Below are 14866 nucleotides of genomic sequence, written 5' to 3'. Positions count from 1 at the left end.
TCGAGGGGGCGGGCGGGCGAGCCGGGAGGGTCCGGTCGGGTGACGCGCGCACCGGGTGCGACGGCCCGTGCCGGGTGATGCAATGGCAGCCAGGGGGCCGCCACACGAGCACCAGAGGTGGAACGTGAGCGAGCAGAGCGAGCAACTCGACGAGATGGGACCCATCGACTACCTGGTGGTGGAGTTTCCCGGCAACCGCATGACGGGCGAGGGCTTCCCGCTGCTGGTCGATCTGGTCGACCGCGGGCTCATCCGGATCCTGGACCTGATGTTCATCAGGAAGGAGGAGGACGGCTCGGTGACCGCCCTGGAGATCGCCGATCTCACCGGTGACAGCAAGCTCGACCTCGCCGTCTTCGAAGGCGCCCACTCCGGTCTGCTCGGTCAGGACGACCTGGAGGAGGCCGCCGCGGCCGTCGAGCCCGGCAACTCCGCCGGGCTGCTGATCTACGAGAACGTGTGGGCCGCGCCCTTCGCGGCCGCCCTGCGGCGCGGCGGCGCCCAGCTGGTCGCCTCCGGACGGCTGCCCGTCCCGGCGATCCTCGCCTCGCTGGAAGCGGCCGAGGCCGCCTCCTGAACCGTGGCTCAGCCACCCCCGCCGACGACGGAGTAGCTCAGCCACGGGGACTGGCCCGGCGTGAACTGCACGGACGTCTGTGTCCCGAGGTAGAAGCTCTCTCCGCCGGTCCGGCCGCCCTGGTCGTCACCGGCCTTCGTCAGCACGCAGTCCGCGTTGGCGTAGAGCCGGATGTCGTCGACCGTGTAGTTCCGCACGCTGCGGGCGCCGCCCGGCAGGCGATGGCAGCCCTCGTCGGACGGACTCTGGAGCTTCACCACCCGCTTGGCCGAGGTCGTGTACTCGATCGTGCCCATTGCGGAGTGCTCCGTACAGCCCGCGACGGCGAGCAGGAGAGCGACGGCTCCGGCCCGCCGGCCGGCACGGCTACGACAGATCATGGCGACGAGTCCTCGTCTGTGCGGGAGGTCAGCGGGAAGCCTGAGGCCTCTGCGCCCCAGGCTGCCGTGACCTGCGGCCCTCGGCATCCGGGGCAGGACCAGTCGGCTGAATCACGCCCGGACCCGCCTCGGCGAGGCCACACCTCGCACGCGAGCCCACACCCCGTTGTCAGCCGCCCGTGGCGAAGCCGGGGAACAGGGTCATGCCGCCGTCCACGTAGAGGGTGGTCCCGACGACGTAGTCGAGCAGGTCGGAGGCGAGGACGGCGACCGTGTTCGCGATGTCGTCCGGGTCGCCGACGCGGCGGTAGGGGATGAGCCGCAGCAGGTCGTCCTCGGCCTCGGGGGTGTCCCACGCGCTGCGGTTGATGGGCGTGCGGATCGCGCCGGGGGCTACGGCGTTGACCCGGATGCGGTGGGGGGCGAGTTCCTGCGCGAGGGTCGCCATGAGCATCAGCACGCCGCCCTTGGACGACGCGTAGTTCACATGCCCGGACCAGGGGATGATCTGGTGCACCGAGCTCATGCAGATGATCTTCCCGGCGGACCGTGACACCTCCGGGACGACGCCCCGGCGCGTGAACTCCCTGGCCGCCTCGCGGGCGCACAGGAACTGGCCGGTGAGATTGACGTCCAGCACCTTGTGCCACTGCTCCACGGTCATGTCGGTGAGGGCCGCGTCCCGTTGGAGGCCCGCGTTGGCCACCATCACGTCGATGGTGCCGAACTCGCCGACCATGCGGTCGACCATGCCGACGACCTGGTCCTCCTGGGAGACGTCCGCCTCGTGCGCGTACGCGCGGACTCCGAAGCCCTCGATCTCGCGGACGACCTCCTCGGCGGCGTCCCGGCCCGCGACGTAGTTCACGACGACGTCGGCGCCCACTCGTCCGAGGGCGATGGCGGTCGCCTTGCCGATGCCGGAGTTCGCGCCCGTGACGAGCGCTTTCTGGCCCTCGAGGAGAGGAAAGGCGATCGGTTGGGCACCCTGGCTGCCGCTGATCTCCACTGATGGTCTCCCTCTGGATGTCACCCCGTCACCGGGCGAATACACCCCACAACGAAAACACCAGAGGTTCCGAGCGGTCCGGTGGCGCGTGCCCCGGCCGCACCTGCGAGTGGCGGCCGGGGCCGAACGGCGCAATACCGGCGGGACCGGAGGTCAGACGGTCCTGGCTTCCTTTCGCGGGCCGACGCACAGGGCCCAGATCACGAATCCGTCGATGACCATCAGCGTGATCGCCCAGAACGGGTACCAGGGCAGCCAGATGAAATTGGCGACCAGGTTCAGACCCGCCACGGCGATGCCGACGACGCGGGCCCACATCGACCCGCTGAACAGGGAGATGCCCGCCAGCACCACCACGATGCCGAGGGAGAGGTGCAGCCAGCCCCAGCTGGTCAGGCTCCACTGAAAGGAAAAGTTCCGGGTGGCGACGAATACGTCGTCCTCCGCGATGGCGGCTATTCCTTCGAATATCGCCAGGGTGCCGCCGAACATCATCATGACCGCGGCGAATACCGTCCAGCCGGACACCGCGCCCATTCCCCGGGCGGTGGTCCGCTGCATTCCCGTGCTTTGTGTGGCCATTTCTCGGGCTCCTTCGACTGGGCCTCATCGCCGGAACGAACGCCCGGCCGTGGACACACCTCCAGCCTGCCACTGGTCGCGGTGATCGGCAGATCGGGGGAGGAATCGCGGCGGTCCGCGCGCGGTGGTCCAATGGAATTACCTCCGGACGAGAGGAGATGGGCCATGCCAGGTCTTCTTCGCGGAGTCGCCCGCACCGCGGTCGTCGCGGGTACGGCGACCGCCGTCTCCAACCGCGTGTCACGCCGTCAGCAGGGACGTTGGGCGGCCCAGGAGGGCTACCGGGAGCCCCAGCCGCAAGCCGCTCCCCCGGAGCCGCAGCAGGCCGCGCCGCCGGCCGACGACATGAACGCCAAGCTCGACCAGCTCAAGGATCTCGGCGAGCTCAGGAAGCAAGGAGTGCTCACCGAGGCCGAGTTCACGGAACAGAAGCGCAGGCTTCTCGGCTGAGACGGGCCCCGCTCCGCCCCTGCGGACAACTGCCCTGGAGCAGGCCGTGGTTGGCCGACGACGAGGTCATGCCAGGATGATGATCCGACAGTCACTCGTCACGGTTCATCCGGCGGCAGGACACGAAGTCCAGGACGGAGCCAGGCAGCATGACCTCTCCTCGCGGCGGCAGCGACGCCGACAGCGGCGTCAAGCCGCTGACGATCGACACGAGCAAGCCCCACCCGGCCCGGATGTACGACTACTTCCTCGGCGGCAAGGACAACTACGAGGTCGACCAGGAAGCCGCCGAACAGTTCATCAAGGCGGCTCCGGAGGTCCGGCTGGCCGTCCGGGCGAACCGGCTCTTCATGCACCGCGCCGTCCGGCACGTGGTCGCCGAGGGCGGCATCCGGCAGATCGTCGACGTCGGCACGGGCCTGCCGACCGAACCCAACGTGCACCAGATAGCGCGCGCCGTCGCCCCCGAGACCCGCGTGGCCTACGTCGACAACGACCCGATCGTCAGCACCCATTCGCGGTCCCTGCTGGACGACGACGACCACACCTCCGTCGTCCTGGCCGACCTGCGCGACCCCCGGGCCATCCTCGACCACCCCGACGTGCGCCGGGTCATCGACTTCGACCAGCCGGTGGCGCTGCTGCTGGTGGCCATCCTGCACTTCATCACCGAGGAGGAGGACCCGGACGCCATCGTGGCCACGCTCCTCGAGGCGCTGCCGGCCGGTTCCTACCTCGTGCTGTCCCACGCGACGGTCGACATCCACGACAACGCCCGCGAGGACGCGGTGAACGTCTACAAGAACGCCACCGCCACCATGAACCCCCGCGGCCGCGGCCGCGTCCTGAAGTTCTTCGGCGACCTCACCCTGACCGACCCGGGTCTGGTCCTGGTCCCGGACTGGCGCCCCGACGAGCCCCAGCCGCAGGACGCCCCGCCGATCGGCATCTACGGCGGAGTGGCCCGCAAGAACGGCTGAAGCACAGCTGGAGACCGGCCGAAGACGGCGGTCCACCTGTTCTACCGCGGCGGCGTCGTGTCCAGGAGTTCGTGGGCCAGGCGCCGCGCGGGGGCCGCGGTCTGCTCCGCGACCTTGCGGAAGGTGTCCTGTGCGGGGCGGGCCGGCCAGTCCGGGGGGAGGTGGCGGGCGGGGAGGCGGGGGTCCGTGCGGATCGTCCAGAGCCATTCGCTGACCAGCCGCAGCCGGGTTCCGATCGGATCGTCGCCCGGGCCGGCGTTCAGGTGGGCGGTCCAGCGCTTGTCGAAGGAGACGTAGCGGGCGGCGACGCTCTCCAGGTTCCAGGTGTCGCGGATCATGAGGCCGATGTCGGTGGCCTCGTCGGCCGAGGCGTGGAAGATCTTGACGTGCGCGGTCAGACCGAGTTCGGCGACGACAGCGGCGACGTCCACCCTTCCCGGCGCGATCCACAGCCCGCTGTACAGCGCGCCGAAGCCGGACCAGACGAGCCGTGAGCGAAGGTCGTGGCGTTCACGCTGGCGGGCCTCGGGGAGGGAGAAGCCCAGCAGTGTCCAGTTGCCGTCCCAGTCGTCGTTGACCGCGCCCTCGCGCCAGATCCGGGTCCGGCCGTCCTGCAGGACGCGCGTCGCCTGCTCGGTCAGGCCGAAGTACATCCTGCGGCCCTCGCGCTGCCGGCGCAGCAGACCCCGGCTGACCATGCGGGTCAGCGTGGAGCGTACGGCCTGTTCACCGACCCCGACGCGGCCGAGGACGTCGATGATGCTGCCCGAGTACACGCACAGGTCGCCCTCCTCCAGCACGTGGTTGCCGAAGAAGGCGAGCATGAGCGACTGCGGGCGCAGCTGCGGGGCGCCGTCGATGCTGTCCGTGTCCGGGATGTCGTCGTCCTCCACGGGGGAAAGCGTACGACCGCCCGTCGACGGGTACGGCGGGCGGTCGTACGGCATCACCGGTGGTCGGCGGGGTGGGCGAGTTCGGACGGGCGCAGGTACGGGGTGGGGCCGCAGGACACGTGACGGGCACGGGTCGTCATGCGGATATCTCCTGCGCGTGGGGGACTCCGGAGCCTTCGGCGGTGCCGGCGAGGGACTGCCTGCTGGTCTCGCGGACGAAGAGGACGGTCACGGCGGTGATGGCGGCGCCGCCGCACAGCAGCAGGGCGACGGGGGTGCTGTCGCCGCTGCCCGCCACCAGGCTTCCGGCGATCATCGGGGAGAAGCCGGCGCCGATGAGGGTGGCGCCCTGGTAGCCGAGGGAGGCGCCGGTGTAGCGGACCCGGGTGCCGAACATCTCGGTGAGCAGGGCGCCCAGCGGCCCGTACATCGTGGACTGGGCGATGCCGTGGCCGAGGACGACGGCGAGGATCAGCAGTCCGGGCGACCTGGAGTCGACCAGCGCCATGACGGGGAAGGCGAGCGCCGCCGAGGCGAGGGCCCCGGCCAGGACGACGGGGCGGCGGCCGACCCGGTCGGAGAGCGCGGAGGCGCAGGGCAGCACGACGAGGGCGACCGACGCGGACACCGTGAGCGCGGTGAGCACCTGCGGGCGGGCGTAGCCGATGCCGGTGGCGTAGGCGATCAGGTAGCTGGTCAGCAGCGACTGTGCGGTGAAGGCGCCGATGCCGACGCAGCAGGCCAGCAGGACGGGGCGGGGTCGGCGCAGCACGTCGAGGATGGGCAGCCGTGACTCGGCGCGGTCCTTCTTCACCTCGGCGAACAGCGGGCTCTCGACGACCTTGAGACGGACGAAGAGTCCGACGCCGAGCAGCACCACGCTCAGCAGGAACGGCACCCGCCAGCCCCAGGCCGCGAACTCGTCCTTGGGGAGGGCGACGACGAGCGTGACGACGGTGGTGGAGAGCAGGGAGCCGAGCGGGGCTCCCATCTGCGTGAAGCTGGACCACAGTCCGCGCCGCCGCTCCCCCGCGTGCTCGACGACCATCAGGGTCGCGCCGCCCCACTCACCGCCGATGGCGATGCCCTGCACGACGCGCAGGGCGATCAGCAGCACCGGCGCCCACACGCCGATCGTGTCGTAGGTGGGCAGCAGGCCGACGAGGAAACTCGCGCCGCCCATCAGGCCCATGGTGAGCAGCAGCATCGACTTGCGGCCGAGCCGGTCGCCGAAGTGCCCGAACAGGATGCCGCCGAGCGGGCGGGCGACGTAGCCGGCGGCGAAGGTGCCGAACGCGGCGATGGTGCCGACGGCCGGGTCGGCGCCGGGGAAGAACAGCTCGCCGAAGACGAGTGCGGCGACGGTTCCGTAGACGAGGAAGTCGTAGAACTCCACGGCGGTACCGAGCAGTCCGGAGGCGGCGACCACGCGCAGCTGCCGGGTGCGTTCGGCCGTCATGGAGGAGGACGGGGAGGAGGACGGGGACGGTGATGCGATGGGGGACGGGGACATCGCGGTCTCCCTTGACCGGGGGAAGGACACCGCGAAGTTAGGCCTTCGGATGACTGTCGTCAATAAAGTGCACAACATTGGGCCTGCACTCCGCTCCCGGTCGGCGGAGTACCGAAACCGCGCGAGGCCGGGCCGCACGTCGGCTCAGGCCGCCATGGCGGCGGGTTCGCCCGCCGCCTGCGCCTCCTCCAGCAGCAGGTCCACCAGGGTGGCCCGCGCCCGCGCCACACGGGAACGGACCGTGCCGACCGGACAGTCGCTCACCTCCGCCGCCTCCGCGTAGGGCAGGCCGGCCAGCTGCGTGAGGACGAACGCCTCCCGCCGCTCGGCCGGGAGCGAGGCCAGCAGGTCCAGCAGGACGACGCCGTCGTCGAAGCCGGGCAGGTCGCGCGGCTGGGCGCGCTCCGCGGCGAGCTGCCAGTCGGGGACGTCGGACAGCCGGGGCCGGGCGGCTGCGTACCGGTAGCTGTCGACCACCGCCCGGCGGGCGATGGACAGCAGCCAGGAACGCGCCGAGGAACGGCCCTCGAACCGGTGCAGGCTGCCGAGGGCGCGCAGGAAGGTGTCCTGCGCGAGGTCGTCGACCGCCTGGGGATCGGCGCACAGGTGCGCGACGTACCGCAGGACGTCGCGGTGCAGGGCGCGTACGAAGCGCTCGACCGCGTCCGCGTCACCGGCCCGGGCGGCGAGCGCCCACGCGGTTATCGACTCGTCGAGGGTGGCCTGGGATGCCTTGTGGGCAGTACTGATCACCTGGTGTCCTTCTCGGATCATCCATGAGGGCATAAGGGCATGCGGGAGAGACGGCCCGAGGCGCGCGGTGCGGCCTCGGGTCGGGTCGCCTGCTGTCGTCAGACGGCGACAGCGGCCCTCGGGGGCGGGCCCCTGGTGGTGATCGCGTGGGTGAGAAGGAGAAGCCGCGGTGCCCGGTCCGAGCGGCGACGGTTGAACCGGACGCGCGGACGGTCCGGGGTGACGTGCAGGGCGAGCAGCAGCCGCAGCGGCGCGGCCAGCCATCCGGCCACGGCACGCAGAATCCGGAACGCGGCCTTCTCGCCGTACGCCATCCACAGTCCGCACAGCAGCGCGGCGAGGAGGTGGGCGGCGAGCATGCCGAACGAGGACGAGCCACCGTCCCCGGCACCGTGCCCCATGTGGCCCAGGTAATCCATGTGCCCCATGTGATCCATGTGATCCATGTGGCCCATGTCCATGGCGTTCATTGAGTCCATGGACATCGAACCCATGTCCATGGACGCCACGCCCGCGAACATCACGTCCCCGGATTCCGGCCCGGCCAGCGAGAACGCCGAGTGCAGGGCCGTCTGGGCGGCGACCACGACCGTCACGATCAACGGAAGTCCGCGCTCCCGGCCCGCCAGGCACCAGCCCGCGATCCCGGTGACGGCCAAGCCCAGGACCAGCGCCCACGCGGGCACCTCGGACCCGGACATCATCACGTGGCCCAGGGCGGCGAGCAGCACACAGACGGCCGCGAACAGCGCGGCCCGCAGCGTGCGAGAACACCACCCAGCGGTCATGGCGCCTCATCCTCGCATCCGGACACCGGTCGTCGTGCGGGGGTACGCAATTGCCCCCGCCTCCGCACTCAACACACGGCATGTGAGCCACACCACAAGCCGGCTCACCTCGCCCTTCGCGCCTCGCTCACCTCGCCCCGTACCCCCTCGGGCAGCCCCCCGCCCGCCGTGAAGCCGATCACCGAGCCGCCGCCCGCGCGGCGGGAGGCGAACGGGGCGCCTCCGTGGGCCAGGGCCACCTCGCGCACGATCGACAGGCCGAGGCCGGAGCCCGGCAGGGACCGTGCGTCGGCGGCGCGGTAGAAACGGTCGAAGACGCGGGTCAGGTCGGCCTCGGCGATGCCGGGACCCCGATCGAGGACCTCGACGCGGACGACTCCCGGCCGGGCGGGCCCGGTGACGGCGATCTCGACCGGCGCGGTGCCCCCGCGGTCGAACTTGGTCGCGTTCTCCACGAGGTTGGACACCGCCCGCTGAAGCATGCCCGGCCGCCCGTAGGCGGTGGTCGCGCCGCTCGCCCGGATCAGGATCTGCCGGCCGGTGCGACGCCGGGCGAGGCCCGCGACCTCCTCCGCGATGTCGGCGAGGTCCACCTTCCGCGGCGGCTCGCTGTCGGACTGGCCGGCCGCGAGGTCGACGAGCTCGTTGACCAGGTCGGTCAGTTCGCGGGCCTCCTGGGTGAGGTCCGCCACCAGCTCGTCACGGGTGTCCGACGGCAGCTCGTCCATGCGGCGCAGCAGCGAGATGTTCGTCCGCAACGACGTCAGCGGAGTACGCAGCTCGTGTCCCGCGTCCTGGACGAGCCGCCGCTGGTCCTCCTCCGACTGGGCGAGCCGACCCAGCATGCGGTCGAAGGCGCGGCCGAGCCTGCCCACCTCGTCGTAGCCGGTGACCGGCACCTGCACGCCGAGCCGGCGCGTGCGGGCGACGTCCTCGGCGGCGGTGGTGAGGATCACCAGGCGGTGGGTGATGCGCCGGGCCAGCCACCAGCCGAACAGCCCCGCGGCCGTCACGACCGCGATCATCAGGATCAGGGTGCGCTGCTGAAGCGCCCGCAGCAGGTCCTCGGTGTCGCTGAACTCCTGCGCCACCTGCACCGCGCCCCGCCCGCCGCCGAGGGAGACGGTCGCGACGCGGTAGACATCGCTGCCGACGTCCACGTCCTTGTGCTCGGCCATCAGCCCGGCCGTCGCGGCGGCCGCGACCGTGCGGTCGGCGGACACCACCGGCAGCCCCGGGCTGCCGCTGTCGACCACCGCTCCGTCCGCGCCCAGCACCTGCACGTCCGTGCGGGCCGGCCGCACGATGTCGTGGCCCGGCTCGGCCGAGGAGAAGTCCTCCGGCGCCATCGGGTGGTCGCGCACCTCGTCCCGAAGGTCCTGCACGACCTCGTCGAACACCGACTCCTGGTCGACCCGGACCAGCCGGGCGGCCGCCGAGTACGACAGGACCCCGACGAGGACGGTGACGGCGGCGGTCACGGCCGCGAAGGACACCGCGAACGTCGTCCGCAACGACACCAGCTTCGGCCGCGGCCTGGACAGCAGCCGACGCAGACGCTTCACCCTCGTCTCACTCCCGGCTCACTCCCGTCCTCGTCCCTCGGCCCGCCCGCGGCACGTACCTCAGTCCGCGCGCAGCACGTAGCCGACCCCGCGTATGGTGTGGATCAGCTGCGGGGAGCCCGGCTGGTCGAGCTTACGGCGCAGGTAGCCGACGTAGACGGCGAGATTCTTGGAACCGGGCCCGAAGTCGTAGCCCCAGATGCGGTCGTAGATCGTGGAGTGGTCCAGGACGATCCCGGCGTTGCGCACCAGCAGTTCCAGCAGCTCGAACTCGGTCCGGGTCAGCTCCAGCTCCCGCCCGCCCCGCCACGCCCGCCGCGCCTGCGGATCCATCCGCAGCCCGGCCCCCTCCACATACCGCTCGGACACCTGCTTCGGGGCCTCGGGGACGGGGGCGGGGGCCTCCGGGCTGGTGCGGCGCAGCAGCGCCCGCAGCCGGGCGAAGACCTCCTCGACGTCGAACGGCTTGACGACGTAGTCGTCGGCACCCGCGTCCAGCCCGGCGATCCGGTCGGCGGTCTCCACCAGCGCGGTCAGCATCAGGATGGGCGTGCGGTCGCCCTCGGCGCGCAGCACCCGGCAGACCTGGAGGCCGTCGATCCCGGGCATCATCACATCGAGGACGAGCACGTCCGGCGGGTTCTTGTGCGCGTGCGCCAGTGCCTCGACCCCGTCGGCGACCGCGGTGACCTGGTAGCCCTCCAGGGCCAGGGCGCGTTCCAGGGCATGACGGATGGCACGGTCGTCTTCGGCGAGCAGCAGGGTGGGAGGCACCGGTCCAGTTTGCCAAGCTTTCGGACCGGGGCGACCTGATGATCTTCCTTCCGCCGGCCTTCTTACTGGCCTCTCACTCTGCCGCGGGCAACCAGCCGACGGTTCTCAGCCTGCGGGCCGCAGCGCCGCCAGCTGCTCGGCGAAGGGGACGACCTCGAACTCGTCCTTCACCGGCCGCGCCGGCCCGGCCGCCGACAGTCCCGTCATCAGCGCCGCCAGCTCACCCGCCGCCCGCTCGATCCGCTCGGGCAGCCCCTGTGCGCCCCAGTCCTCCGAGGCCGCGTAGACGGCGGTCGGGACGACGACGGCCCGCAGGTAGGCGAAGAGCGGCCGCAGCGCGTGCTCCAGGACCAGCGAGTGCCGCGCTGACCCGCCCGTCGCGGCGATCAGCATCGGCTTGCCCGCCAGCGCTTCCGGGTCGAGCACGTCGAAGAACGACTTGAACAGCCCGCTGTAGGAGGCGGAGAACACCGGCGTGACGACGATCAGCCCGTCGGCCGCCGTCACCGCGTCCAGCGCGGCCGCCAGCTTCCGCCCGGGGAAGCCGTTGGTGAGGTTGTGCGCGATCTCGACGGCGAGGTCGCGCAGTTCCACGACCTCCACCTCCGCCGAGGTCCGCCCGGCGGTCGCGGCTGCCAGCCGGTCGGCCAGCAGCCGGGTCGACGACGGGACGCTCAGCCCCGCCGAGACGACGACGAGCTTCATGCCACGACCTCCTTGGCTTCCTTCTCCGCCAGCAGGGACTGATGGGTGGGCGCCTCCGGCACCTCGGCCGGCCGCCCGACGGCGAACTCCTTGCGCAGCACCGGCACGACCTCCTCGCCGAGCATGTCGAGCTGCTCCAGCACGGTCTTCAGCGGCAGCCCCGCGTGGTCCAGGAGGAACAGCTGCCGCTGGTAGTCACCGGCGTACTCGCGGAACTTCAGCGTCTTCTCGATGACCTGCTCGGGCGTGCCGACGGTCAGCGGGGTCTGGTCGGTGAAGTCCTCCAGGGACGGCCCGTGCCCGTAGACCGGCGCGTTGTCGAAGTACGGCCGGAACTCCCGGACCGCGTCCTGCGAGTTGTGCCGCATGAACACCTGCCCGCCGAGCCCGACGATCGCCTGCTCCGGCGTCCCGTGCCCGTAGTGCGCGTACCGGGCCCGGTACAGCTCGACCATCCGCTTGGTGTGGTCGGCCGGCCAGAAGATGTTGTTGTGGAAGAAGCCGTCGCCGTAGAACGCGGCCTGCTCGGCGATCTCGGGCGAGCGGATGGACCCGTGCCAGACGAACGGCGGGACGTCGTCCAGCGGCCTCGGGGTCGAGGTGAACCCCTGGAGGGCGGTGCGGAACTTCCCCTCCCAGTCGACGACGTCCTCGCGCCACAGCCGGCGCAGCAGGGCGTAGTTCTCGACGGCGAGGTTGATGCCCTCCCGGATGTCCTGCCCGAACCAGGGATAGACCGGCCCGGTGTTCCCGCGCCCCATCATCAGGTCGACGCGCCCGTCGGCCAGGTGCTGGAGCATCGCGAAGTCCTCGGCGATCTTCACCGGGTCGTTGGTGGTGATGAGGGTGGTGGAGGTGGAGAGGATCAGTTTCTCGGTCCGCGCGGCTATGTACCCGAGCATCGTCGTCGGGGACGAGGGCACGAACGGCGGGTTGTGGTGCTCACCGGTGGCGAACACGTCGAGGCCGACCTCCTCGGCCTTCAGCGCGATGGCGACCATGGCCTTGATCCGCTCGCGCTCGGTCGGCGTACGGCCCGTCGTCGGGTCCGGCGTGACATCGCCCACCGTGAAGATCCCGAACTGCATGGTCGCTCACCCTCCAAAGTTGTTGACCGTTCAACTATACCCCTCCAACGGCCACCCCCTCCCCGTTATTCCGCCGACCGCCCGCACCCCGCGCGCACCCCGACACGGCCGCCCGGACGCCGGAAACCGGAACACCGGGCACCTGGCACCTGGCACCTGGCACCTGGCACCGGGCACCGGGCACCGGGCACCGAGCGACCCCGGCGCACGAGTCTGGGCAGGAGCAAGGCCGGTACCGGCATCCCGAGGCGCACGGCCTGTCGACCGAGCGGCAGACCGAGCCGCCCGCGTACGCCTCTTCCACGAACCGATGAGACCTGACGGGGGTAAGGGCAGCGCCGCCCGAACAGCCCGGTGCCCGTGAACGAGAAACGGCCCCCTGATCCCGGTGTACGGGTACGGCACGCGGAGGGGCGGACAGCTAAGCGGTGAGGGGCAACGCGTCCATGTACGAGTTGGTCGGCTTCCGCACCTTCAGCACACTCCGCGCGTCCACCGCGGCCGCCGCCGACGACGTCCCCAGCACCCCACCCTCGTGCCAGGCCCCCTCGACGGTCACCCAGGTATCGACCTTCGGCGCGGCCACCCCGTACACCCGCACCTTCAGCGTCGTCGAGTCCGCCGCACAGCAGTTGATGATGATCCGGGTGAGATACCAGCTGTCCCCGTCGGCAGGGGTCACGAACCCGGTCATCCGGACCGTACGCCCCTGGATGGCCCGCGAACGGTCCTGCTGCACCCGCTGGGTGAACTCGGTGAGCGTGATCGGAAGCGGCGAGGTCGCGGGCAGCGGATCGAAGTCGTCCTCCTGCACCGCGACAGCCTTGGCGGGCTCCCGGGAGGCGGTGTACGACCCGAGGGCGGGCGGCGCGTAGAAGAGCAGGCTCAACACCGGCAGGAACAGCAGCCAGGCAACACGCGGCACACCGGAGTGGTCGTGGCCGTGATCGTGGTCGTGGCCGTGCTCCTCGTGCTCCTCGTGCTCCTCGTGCACCTCCTTCGAGGGCGAAGCCCACGCCTCCGCCACCCCCAGCCCGATCAACAGCACCCCCGAGGCGATCAGCAGCGGCCGCATCCCCTCCTTCACGAACCGCAGGTACTCGTCCGTGAAGAGCGAGGTGTGCAACAACCCCAGCCCCCCTAGCACCAACAGCCCCACCTGCGCGAACCGCTTCACAACAGCACCCCTCCGATCACCGCGCTGCACACCACCGCCACCACGGCCGTGGCCGCCGAGAACCGCACCGCGAAGGCCCGCCCGAACGTCCCCGCCTGGAGAGCGATCAGCTTCAGATCGACCATCGGCCCCACCACCATGAACGCCAGCCGCGCCACCGGCGAGAACCCGCTGAGCGACGCCGCCACGAACGCGTCCGCCTCACTGCACACCGCCAGCACGATCGCCAGCACCGCCAGAAACAGCACCGACAGCCACGGCGAACCGGTGAACGTGTCCAGCACCGAACGCGGCACCGCCACATTGAAGGTCGCCGCCGCCATCGCCCCCACCACGAGAAAACCCCCCGCGTGCAGGAAGTCGTGCTGGAAACCGCGCCGGAACTCCGAGAAACGACTGCGTCCCGGCACATGCCCGGTGTGCCGCACCGCCGGCTTCAGCCACTCCTCCCGCCCCAGCCAGAGCCACAGCCAGCCCATCACGGCGGCCGTGACCAGCGACGCGAGCAACCGGGCCACCACCATCTCCGGACTCCCCGGGAAGGCGACAGCCGTGGCGGTCAGCACCACCGGGTTCACGGCGGGCGCCGACAGCAGGAACGCGAACGCCGCCGCCGGAGTCACCCCCCGCCCGATCAGACTGCTCGCCACCGGCACCGACGCACACTCGCACCCCGGCAGCACCACCCCCGCCATCCCCGCCACCGGCACGGCCAGCGCCGCCCGCCTCGGCAGCAGCCGGCTGAACACCCGCGCCGGCACGAACGCGTTGATCGCCCCCGACAGCGCCGTCCCCAGCAGCAGGAACGGCAACGCCTGCACGGTCACGGCCAGACACACCGTCCGCCACGCCTGCACCGCAGGCTCGTCCAACGACCGCCCCACGACCACCAGCAACGCCCCCGGCGCCACCGCCGCCCCCAACAGCAACAGCGGCCAGTGCCGCGGCAGCCCACGACCAGGACCGCTGCTCCGCGCCTCCTCGGCAACCCTCCCGGCAGCCTCCTCGGCCACCCCCTCGGCCGCCGCCGCCGACGACGACGACGACCGCGACCGTATGTCCGTGCCCATGCTGCCCGTGCCCGTCTCCCGCATCCCGCCCCCTAGACCCGGCCTTCCCGCAACCGTGTGACCTGCTCGGCGCCGAACTCCACCGTCCGCCGCATGTGCCGCACGATCACCGCGAGTTCGGCATCGGCCAGGTCCTCGAAGAGCGGCATCCAGTCGCCGCCCAGCCGCTCCCACATCCGCCCGAACTCCGCGATCCGCTCCGGCACCGTCGCCACCAGCACCCGCCGCCGGTCGGCCGCGTCGCTCTGCCGGACGACGTAACCCGCCCGCTCCAACCGGTCCACCAGCCGGGTCGCCGACCCGGTGGTCAGCCCCGTCAGCTCCGCGACCCGGCCCGTCGTCACCGGCTCCCGCTCCAGTATCAGCAGGTTCAGACACTGCAGATCGGTGGGATGCAGACCGAGACGGTCCGCGAGAGCCTGGTTGAACAGGGCATACGCGGCCACATACCGGCGGGAGACGACGGACAGCTCGTCCAGCAGCCGCGACCGCACGTTCCCGGACATCGCATCCCTTCGTGAACGCCTCCGTCGGCGCCGTCCGCAGATCGTACGACGCACCA

General features: G+C 71.3%; 17 protein-coding genes. 3 read left to right on the top strand and 14 right to left on the bottom strand.

The window, feature by feature from the left end:
- The first annotated feature begins 154 nt into the window (after nt 1-154).
- Nucleotides 155-577, top strand: coding sequence for a DUF6325 family protein (locus OG289_RS29475; protein ID WP_327320837.1), 423 nt, complete (start codon nt 155-157; stop codon nt 575-577).
- Between the two features lie 8 nt (nt 578-585).
- Here the strand turns inward: OG289_RS29475 and OG289_RS29470 are convergent, their stop codons facing one another.
- The 3 genes from OG289_RS29470 to OG289_RS29460 all read right to left on the bottom strand — a co-directional run bounded on the left by OG289_RS29470 (nt 586) and on the right by OG289_RS29460 (nt 2548).
- On the bottom strand, nt 586-957 hold the full coding sequence (locus tag OG289_RS29470) for a hypothetical protein (RefSeq protein ID WP_327317074.1): 372 nt from the start codon (nt 955-957) through the stop codon (nt 586-588).
- 169 nt (nt 958-1126) lie between these two features.
- A complete protein-coding gene (locus OG289_RS29465) occupies nt 1127-1966 on the bottom strand; it encodes an SDR family oxidoreductase (protein ID WP_327317073.1) in 840 nt (279 codons plus the stop codon).
- Nucleotides 1967-2119: 153 nt separating this feature from the next.
- Nucleotides 2120-2548: a DUF7144 family membrane protein gene (locus tag OG289_RS29460; RefSeq protein WP_327317072.1), complete on the bottom strand. Its 429-nt coding sequence runs from the start codon at nt 2546-2548 to the stop codon at nt 2120-2122.
- A gap of 165 nt (nt 2549-2713) precedes the next feature.
- Between OG289_RS29460 and OG289_RS29455 the strand changes: the two genes are divergently transcribed.
- Both OG289_RS29455 and OG289_RS29450 read left to right on the top strand, forming a co-directional pair.
- Entirely contained in the window at nt 2714-2998 is a 285-nt protein-coding gene (locus OG289_RS29455; RefSeq protein ID WP_327317071.1) for an SHOCT domain-containing protein, read from the top strand.
- 149 nt (nt 2999-3147) lie between these two features.
- Nucleotides 3148-3978, top strand: coding sequence for an SAM-dependent methyltransferase (locus OG289_RS29450; protein ID WP_327317070.1), 831 nt, complete (start codon nt 3148-3150; stop codon nt 3976-3978).
- A gap of 41 nt (nt 3979-4019) precedes the next feature.
- Here the strand turns inward: OG289_RS29450 and OG289_RS29445 are convergent, their stop codons facing one another.
- From OG289_RS29445 to OG289_RS29395, 11 genes are all read right to left on the bottom strand, one after another.
- Nucleotides 4020-4871 (bottom strand): PaaX family transcriptional regulator, encoded by an 852-nt coding sequence (locus OG289_RS29445; protein WP_327317069.1) that lies wholly within the window; start codon nt 4869-4871, stop codon nt 4020-4022.
- Nucleotides 4872-5007: 136 nt separating this feature from the next.
- On the bottom strand, nt 5008-6384 hold the full coding sequence (locus tag OG289_RS29440; protein ID WP_327317068.1) for an MFS transporter: 1377 nt from the start codon (nt 6382-6384) through the stop codon (nt 5008-5010).
- 144 nt (nt 6385-6528) lie between these two features.
- A complete protein-coding gene (locus OG289_RS29435; RefSeq protein ID WP_327317067.1) occupies nt 6529-7158 on the bottom strand; it encodes a sigma-70 family RNA polymerase sigma factor in 630 nt (209 codons plus the stop codon).
- 77 nt (nt 7159-7235) lie between these two features.
- A complete protein-coding gene (locus OG289_RS29430) occupies nt 7236-7925 on the bottom strand; it encodes a hypothetical protein (protein ID WP_327317066.1) in 690 nt (229 codons plus the stop codon).
- Nucleotides 7926-8029: 104 nt separating this feature from the next.
- Complete coding sequence (locus OG289_RS29425) at nt 8030-9490, bottom strand: sensor histidine kinase (protein WP_327317064.1); 1461 nt, start codon at nt 9488-9490, stop codon at nt 8030-8032.
- Between the two features lie 60 nt (nt 9491-9550).
- Nucleotides 9551-10252 carry a response regulator transcription factor gene (locus OG289_RS29420; protein WP_327320836.1) on the bottom strand — a complete coding sequence of 234 codons (702 nt, stop codon included), beginning with the start codon at nt 10250-10252 and terminating at the stop codon, nt 9551-9553.
- 117 nt (nt 10253-10369) lie between these two features.
- Nucleotides 10370-10969: an FMN reductase gene (locus OG289_RS29415; RefSeq protein ID WP_327317063.1), complete on the bottom strand. Its 600-nt coding sequence runs from the start codon at nt 10967-10969 to the stop codon at nt 10370-10372.
- Nucleotides 10966-12057, bottom strand: coding sequence for an LLM class flavin-dependent oxidoreductase (locus OG289_RS29410; protein ID WP_327317062.1), 1092 nt, complete (start codon nt 12055-12057; stop codon nt 10966-10968). Before OG289_RS29410 ends, OG289_RS29415 begins: the two co-directional genes overlap by 4 nt.
- Before the next feature lie 421 nt (nt 12058-12478).
- Nucleotides 12479-13234 (bottom strand): TIGR03943 family putative permease subunit, encoded by a 756-nt coding sequence (locus OG289_RS29405; RefSeq protein ID WP_327317061.1) that lies wholly within the window; start codon nt 13232-13234, stop codon nt 12479-12481.
- Nucleotides 13231-14304: a permease gene (locus OG289_RS29400; RefSeq protein WP_327320835.1), complete on the bottom strand. Its 1074-nt coding sequence runs from the start codon at nt 14302-14304 to the stop codon at nt 13231-13233. The genes OG289_RS29405 and OG289_RS29400 overlap by 4 nt, the downstream gene beginning before the upstream one ends.
- Before the next feature lie 32 nt (nt 14305-14336).
- Entirely contained in the window at nt 14337-14810 is a 474-nt protein-coding gene (locus OG289_RS29395; protein ID WP_327317060.1) for a MarR family winged helix-turn-helix transcriptional regulator, read from the bottom strand.
- Nucleotides 14811-14866 lie beyond the last annotated feature (56 nt).

It is taken from the genome of Streptomyces sp. NBC_01235, from assembly GCF_035989285.1.
Taxonomy (GTDB): Bacteria; Actinomycetota; Actinomycetes; order Streptomycetales; family Streptomycetaceae; genus Streptomyces.
Note: the sequence above shows the minus strand (reverse complement) of the source record. Positions and strands in the feature narration are given on the sequence as shown.

Coding starts and splice junctions, on each gene's coding strand:
- OG289_RS29475 (WP_327320837.1), top strand. CDS start 155: ATGGGACCCATCGACTACCTGGTGGTGGAGTTTCCCGGCAACCGCATG.
- OG289_RS29470 (WP_327317074.1), bottom strand. CDS start 957: ATGATCTGTCGTAGCCGTGCCGGCCGGCGGGCCGGAGCCGTCGCTCTC.
- OG289_RS29460 (WP_327317072.1), bottom strand. CDS start 2,548: ATGGCCACACAAAGCACGGGAATGCAGCGGACCACCGCCCGGGGAATG.
- OG289_RS29455 (WP_327317071.1), top strand. CDS start 2,714: ATGCCAGGTCTTCTTCGCGGAGTCGCCCGCACCGCGGTCGTCGCGGGT.
- OG289_RS29450 (WP_327317070.1), top strand. CDS start 3,148: ATGACCTCTCCTCGCGGCGGCAGCGACGCCGACAGCGGCGTCAAGCCG.
- OG289_RS29440 (WP_327317068.1), bottom strand. CDS start 6,384: ATGTCCCCGTCCCCCATCGCATCACCGTCCCCGTCCTCCTCCCCGTCC.
- OG289_RS29435 (WP_327317067.1), bottom strand. CDS start 7,158: ATGATCCGAGAAGGACACCAGGTGATCAGTACTGCCCACAAGGCATCC.
- OG289_RS29430 (WP_327317066.1), bottom strand. CDS start 7,925: ATGACCGCTGGGTGGTGTTCTCGCACGCTGCGGGCCGCGCTGTTCGCG.
- OG289_RS29415 (WP_327317063.1), bottom strand. CDS start 10,969: ATGAAGCTCGTCGTCGTCTCGGCGGGGCTGAGCGTCCCGTCGTCGACC.
- OG289_RS29410 (WP_327317062.1), bottom strand. CDS start 12,057: ATGCAGTTCGGGATCTTCACGGTGGGCGATGTCACGCCGGACCCGACG.
- OG289_RS29400 (WP_327320835.1), bottom strand. CDS start 14,304: ATGGGCACGGACATACGGTCGCGGTCGTCGTCGTCGTCGGCGGCGGCG.
- OG289_RS29395 (WP_327317060.1), bottom strand. CDS start 14,810: ATGTCCGGGAACGTGCGGTCGCGGCTGCTGGACGAGCTGTCCGTCGTC.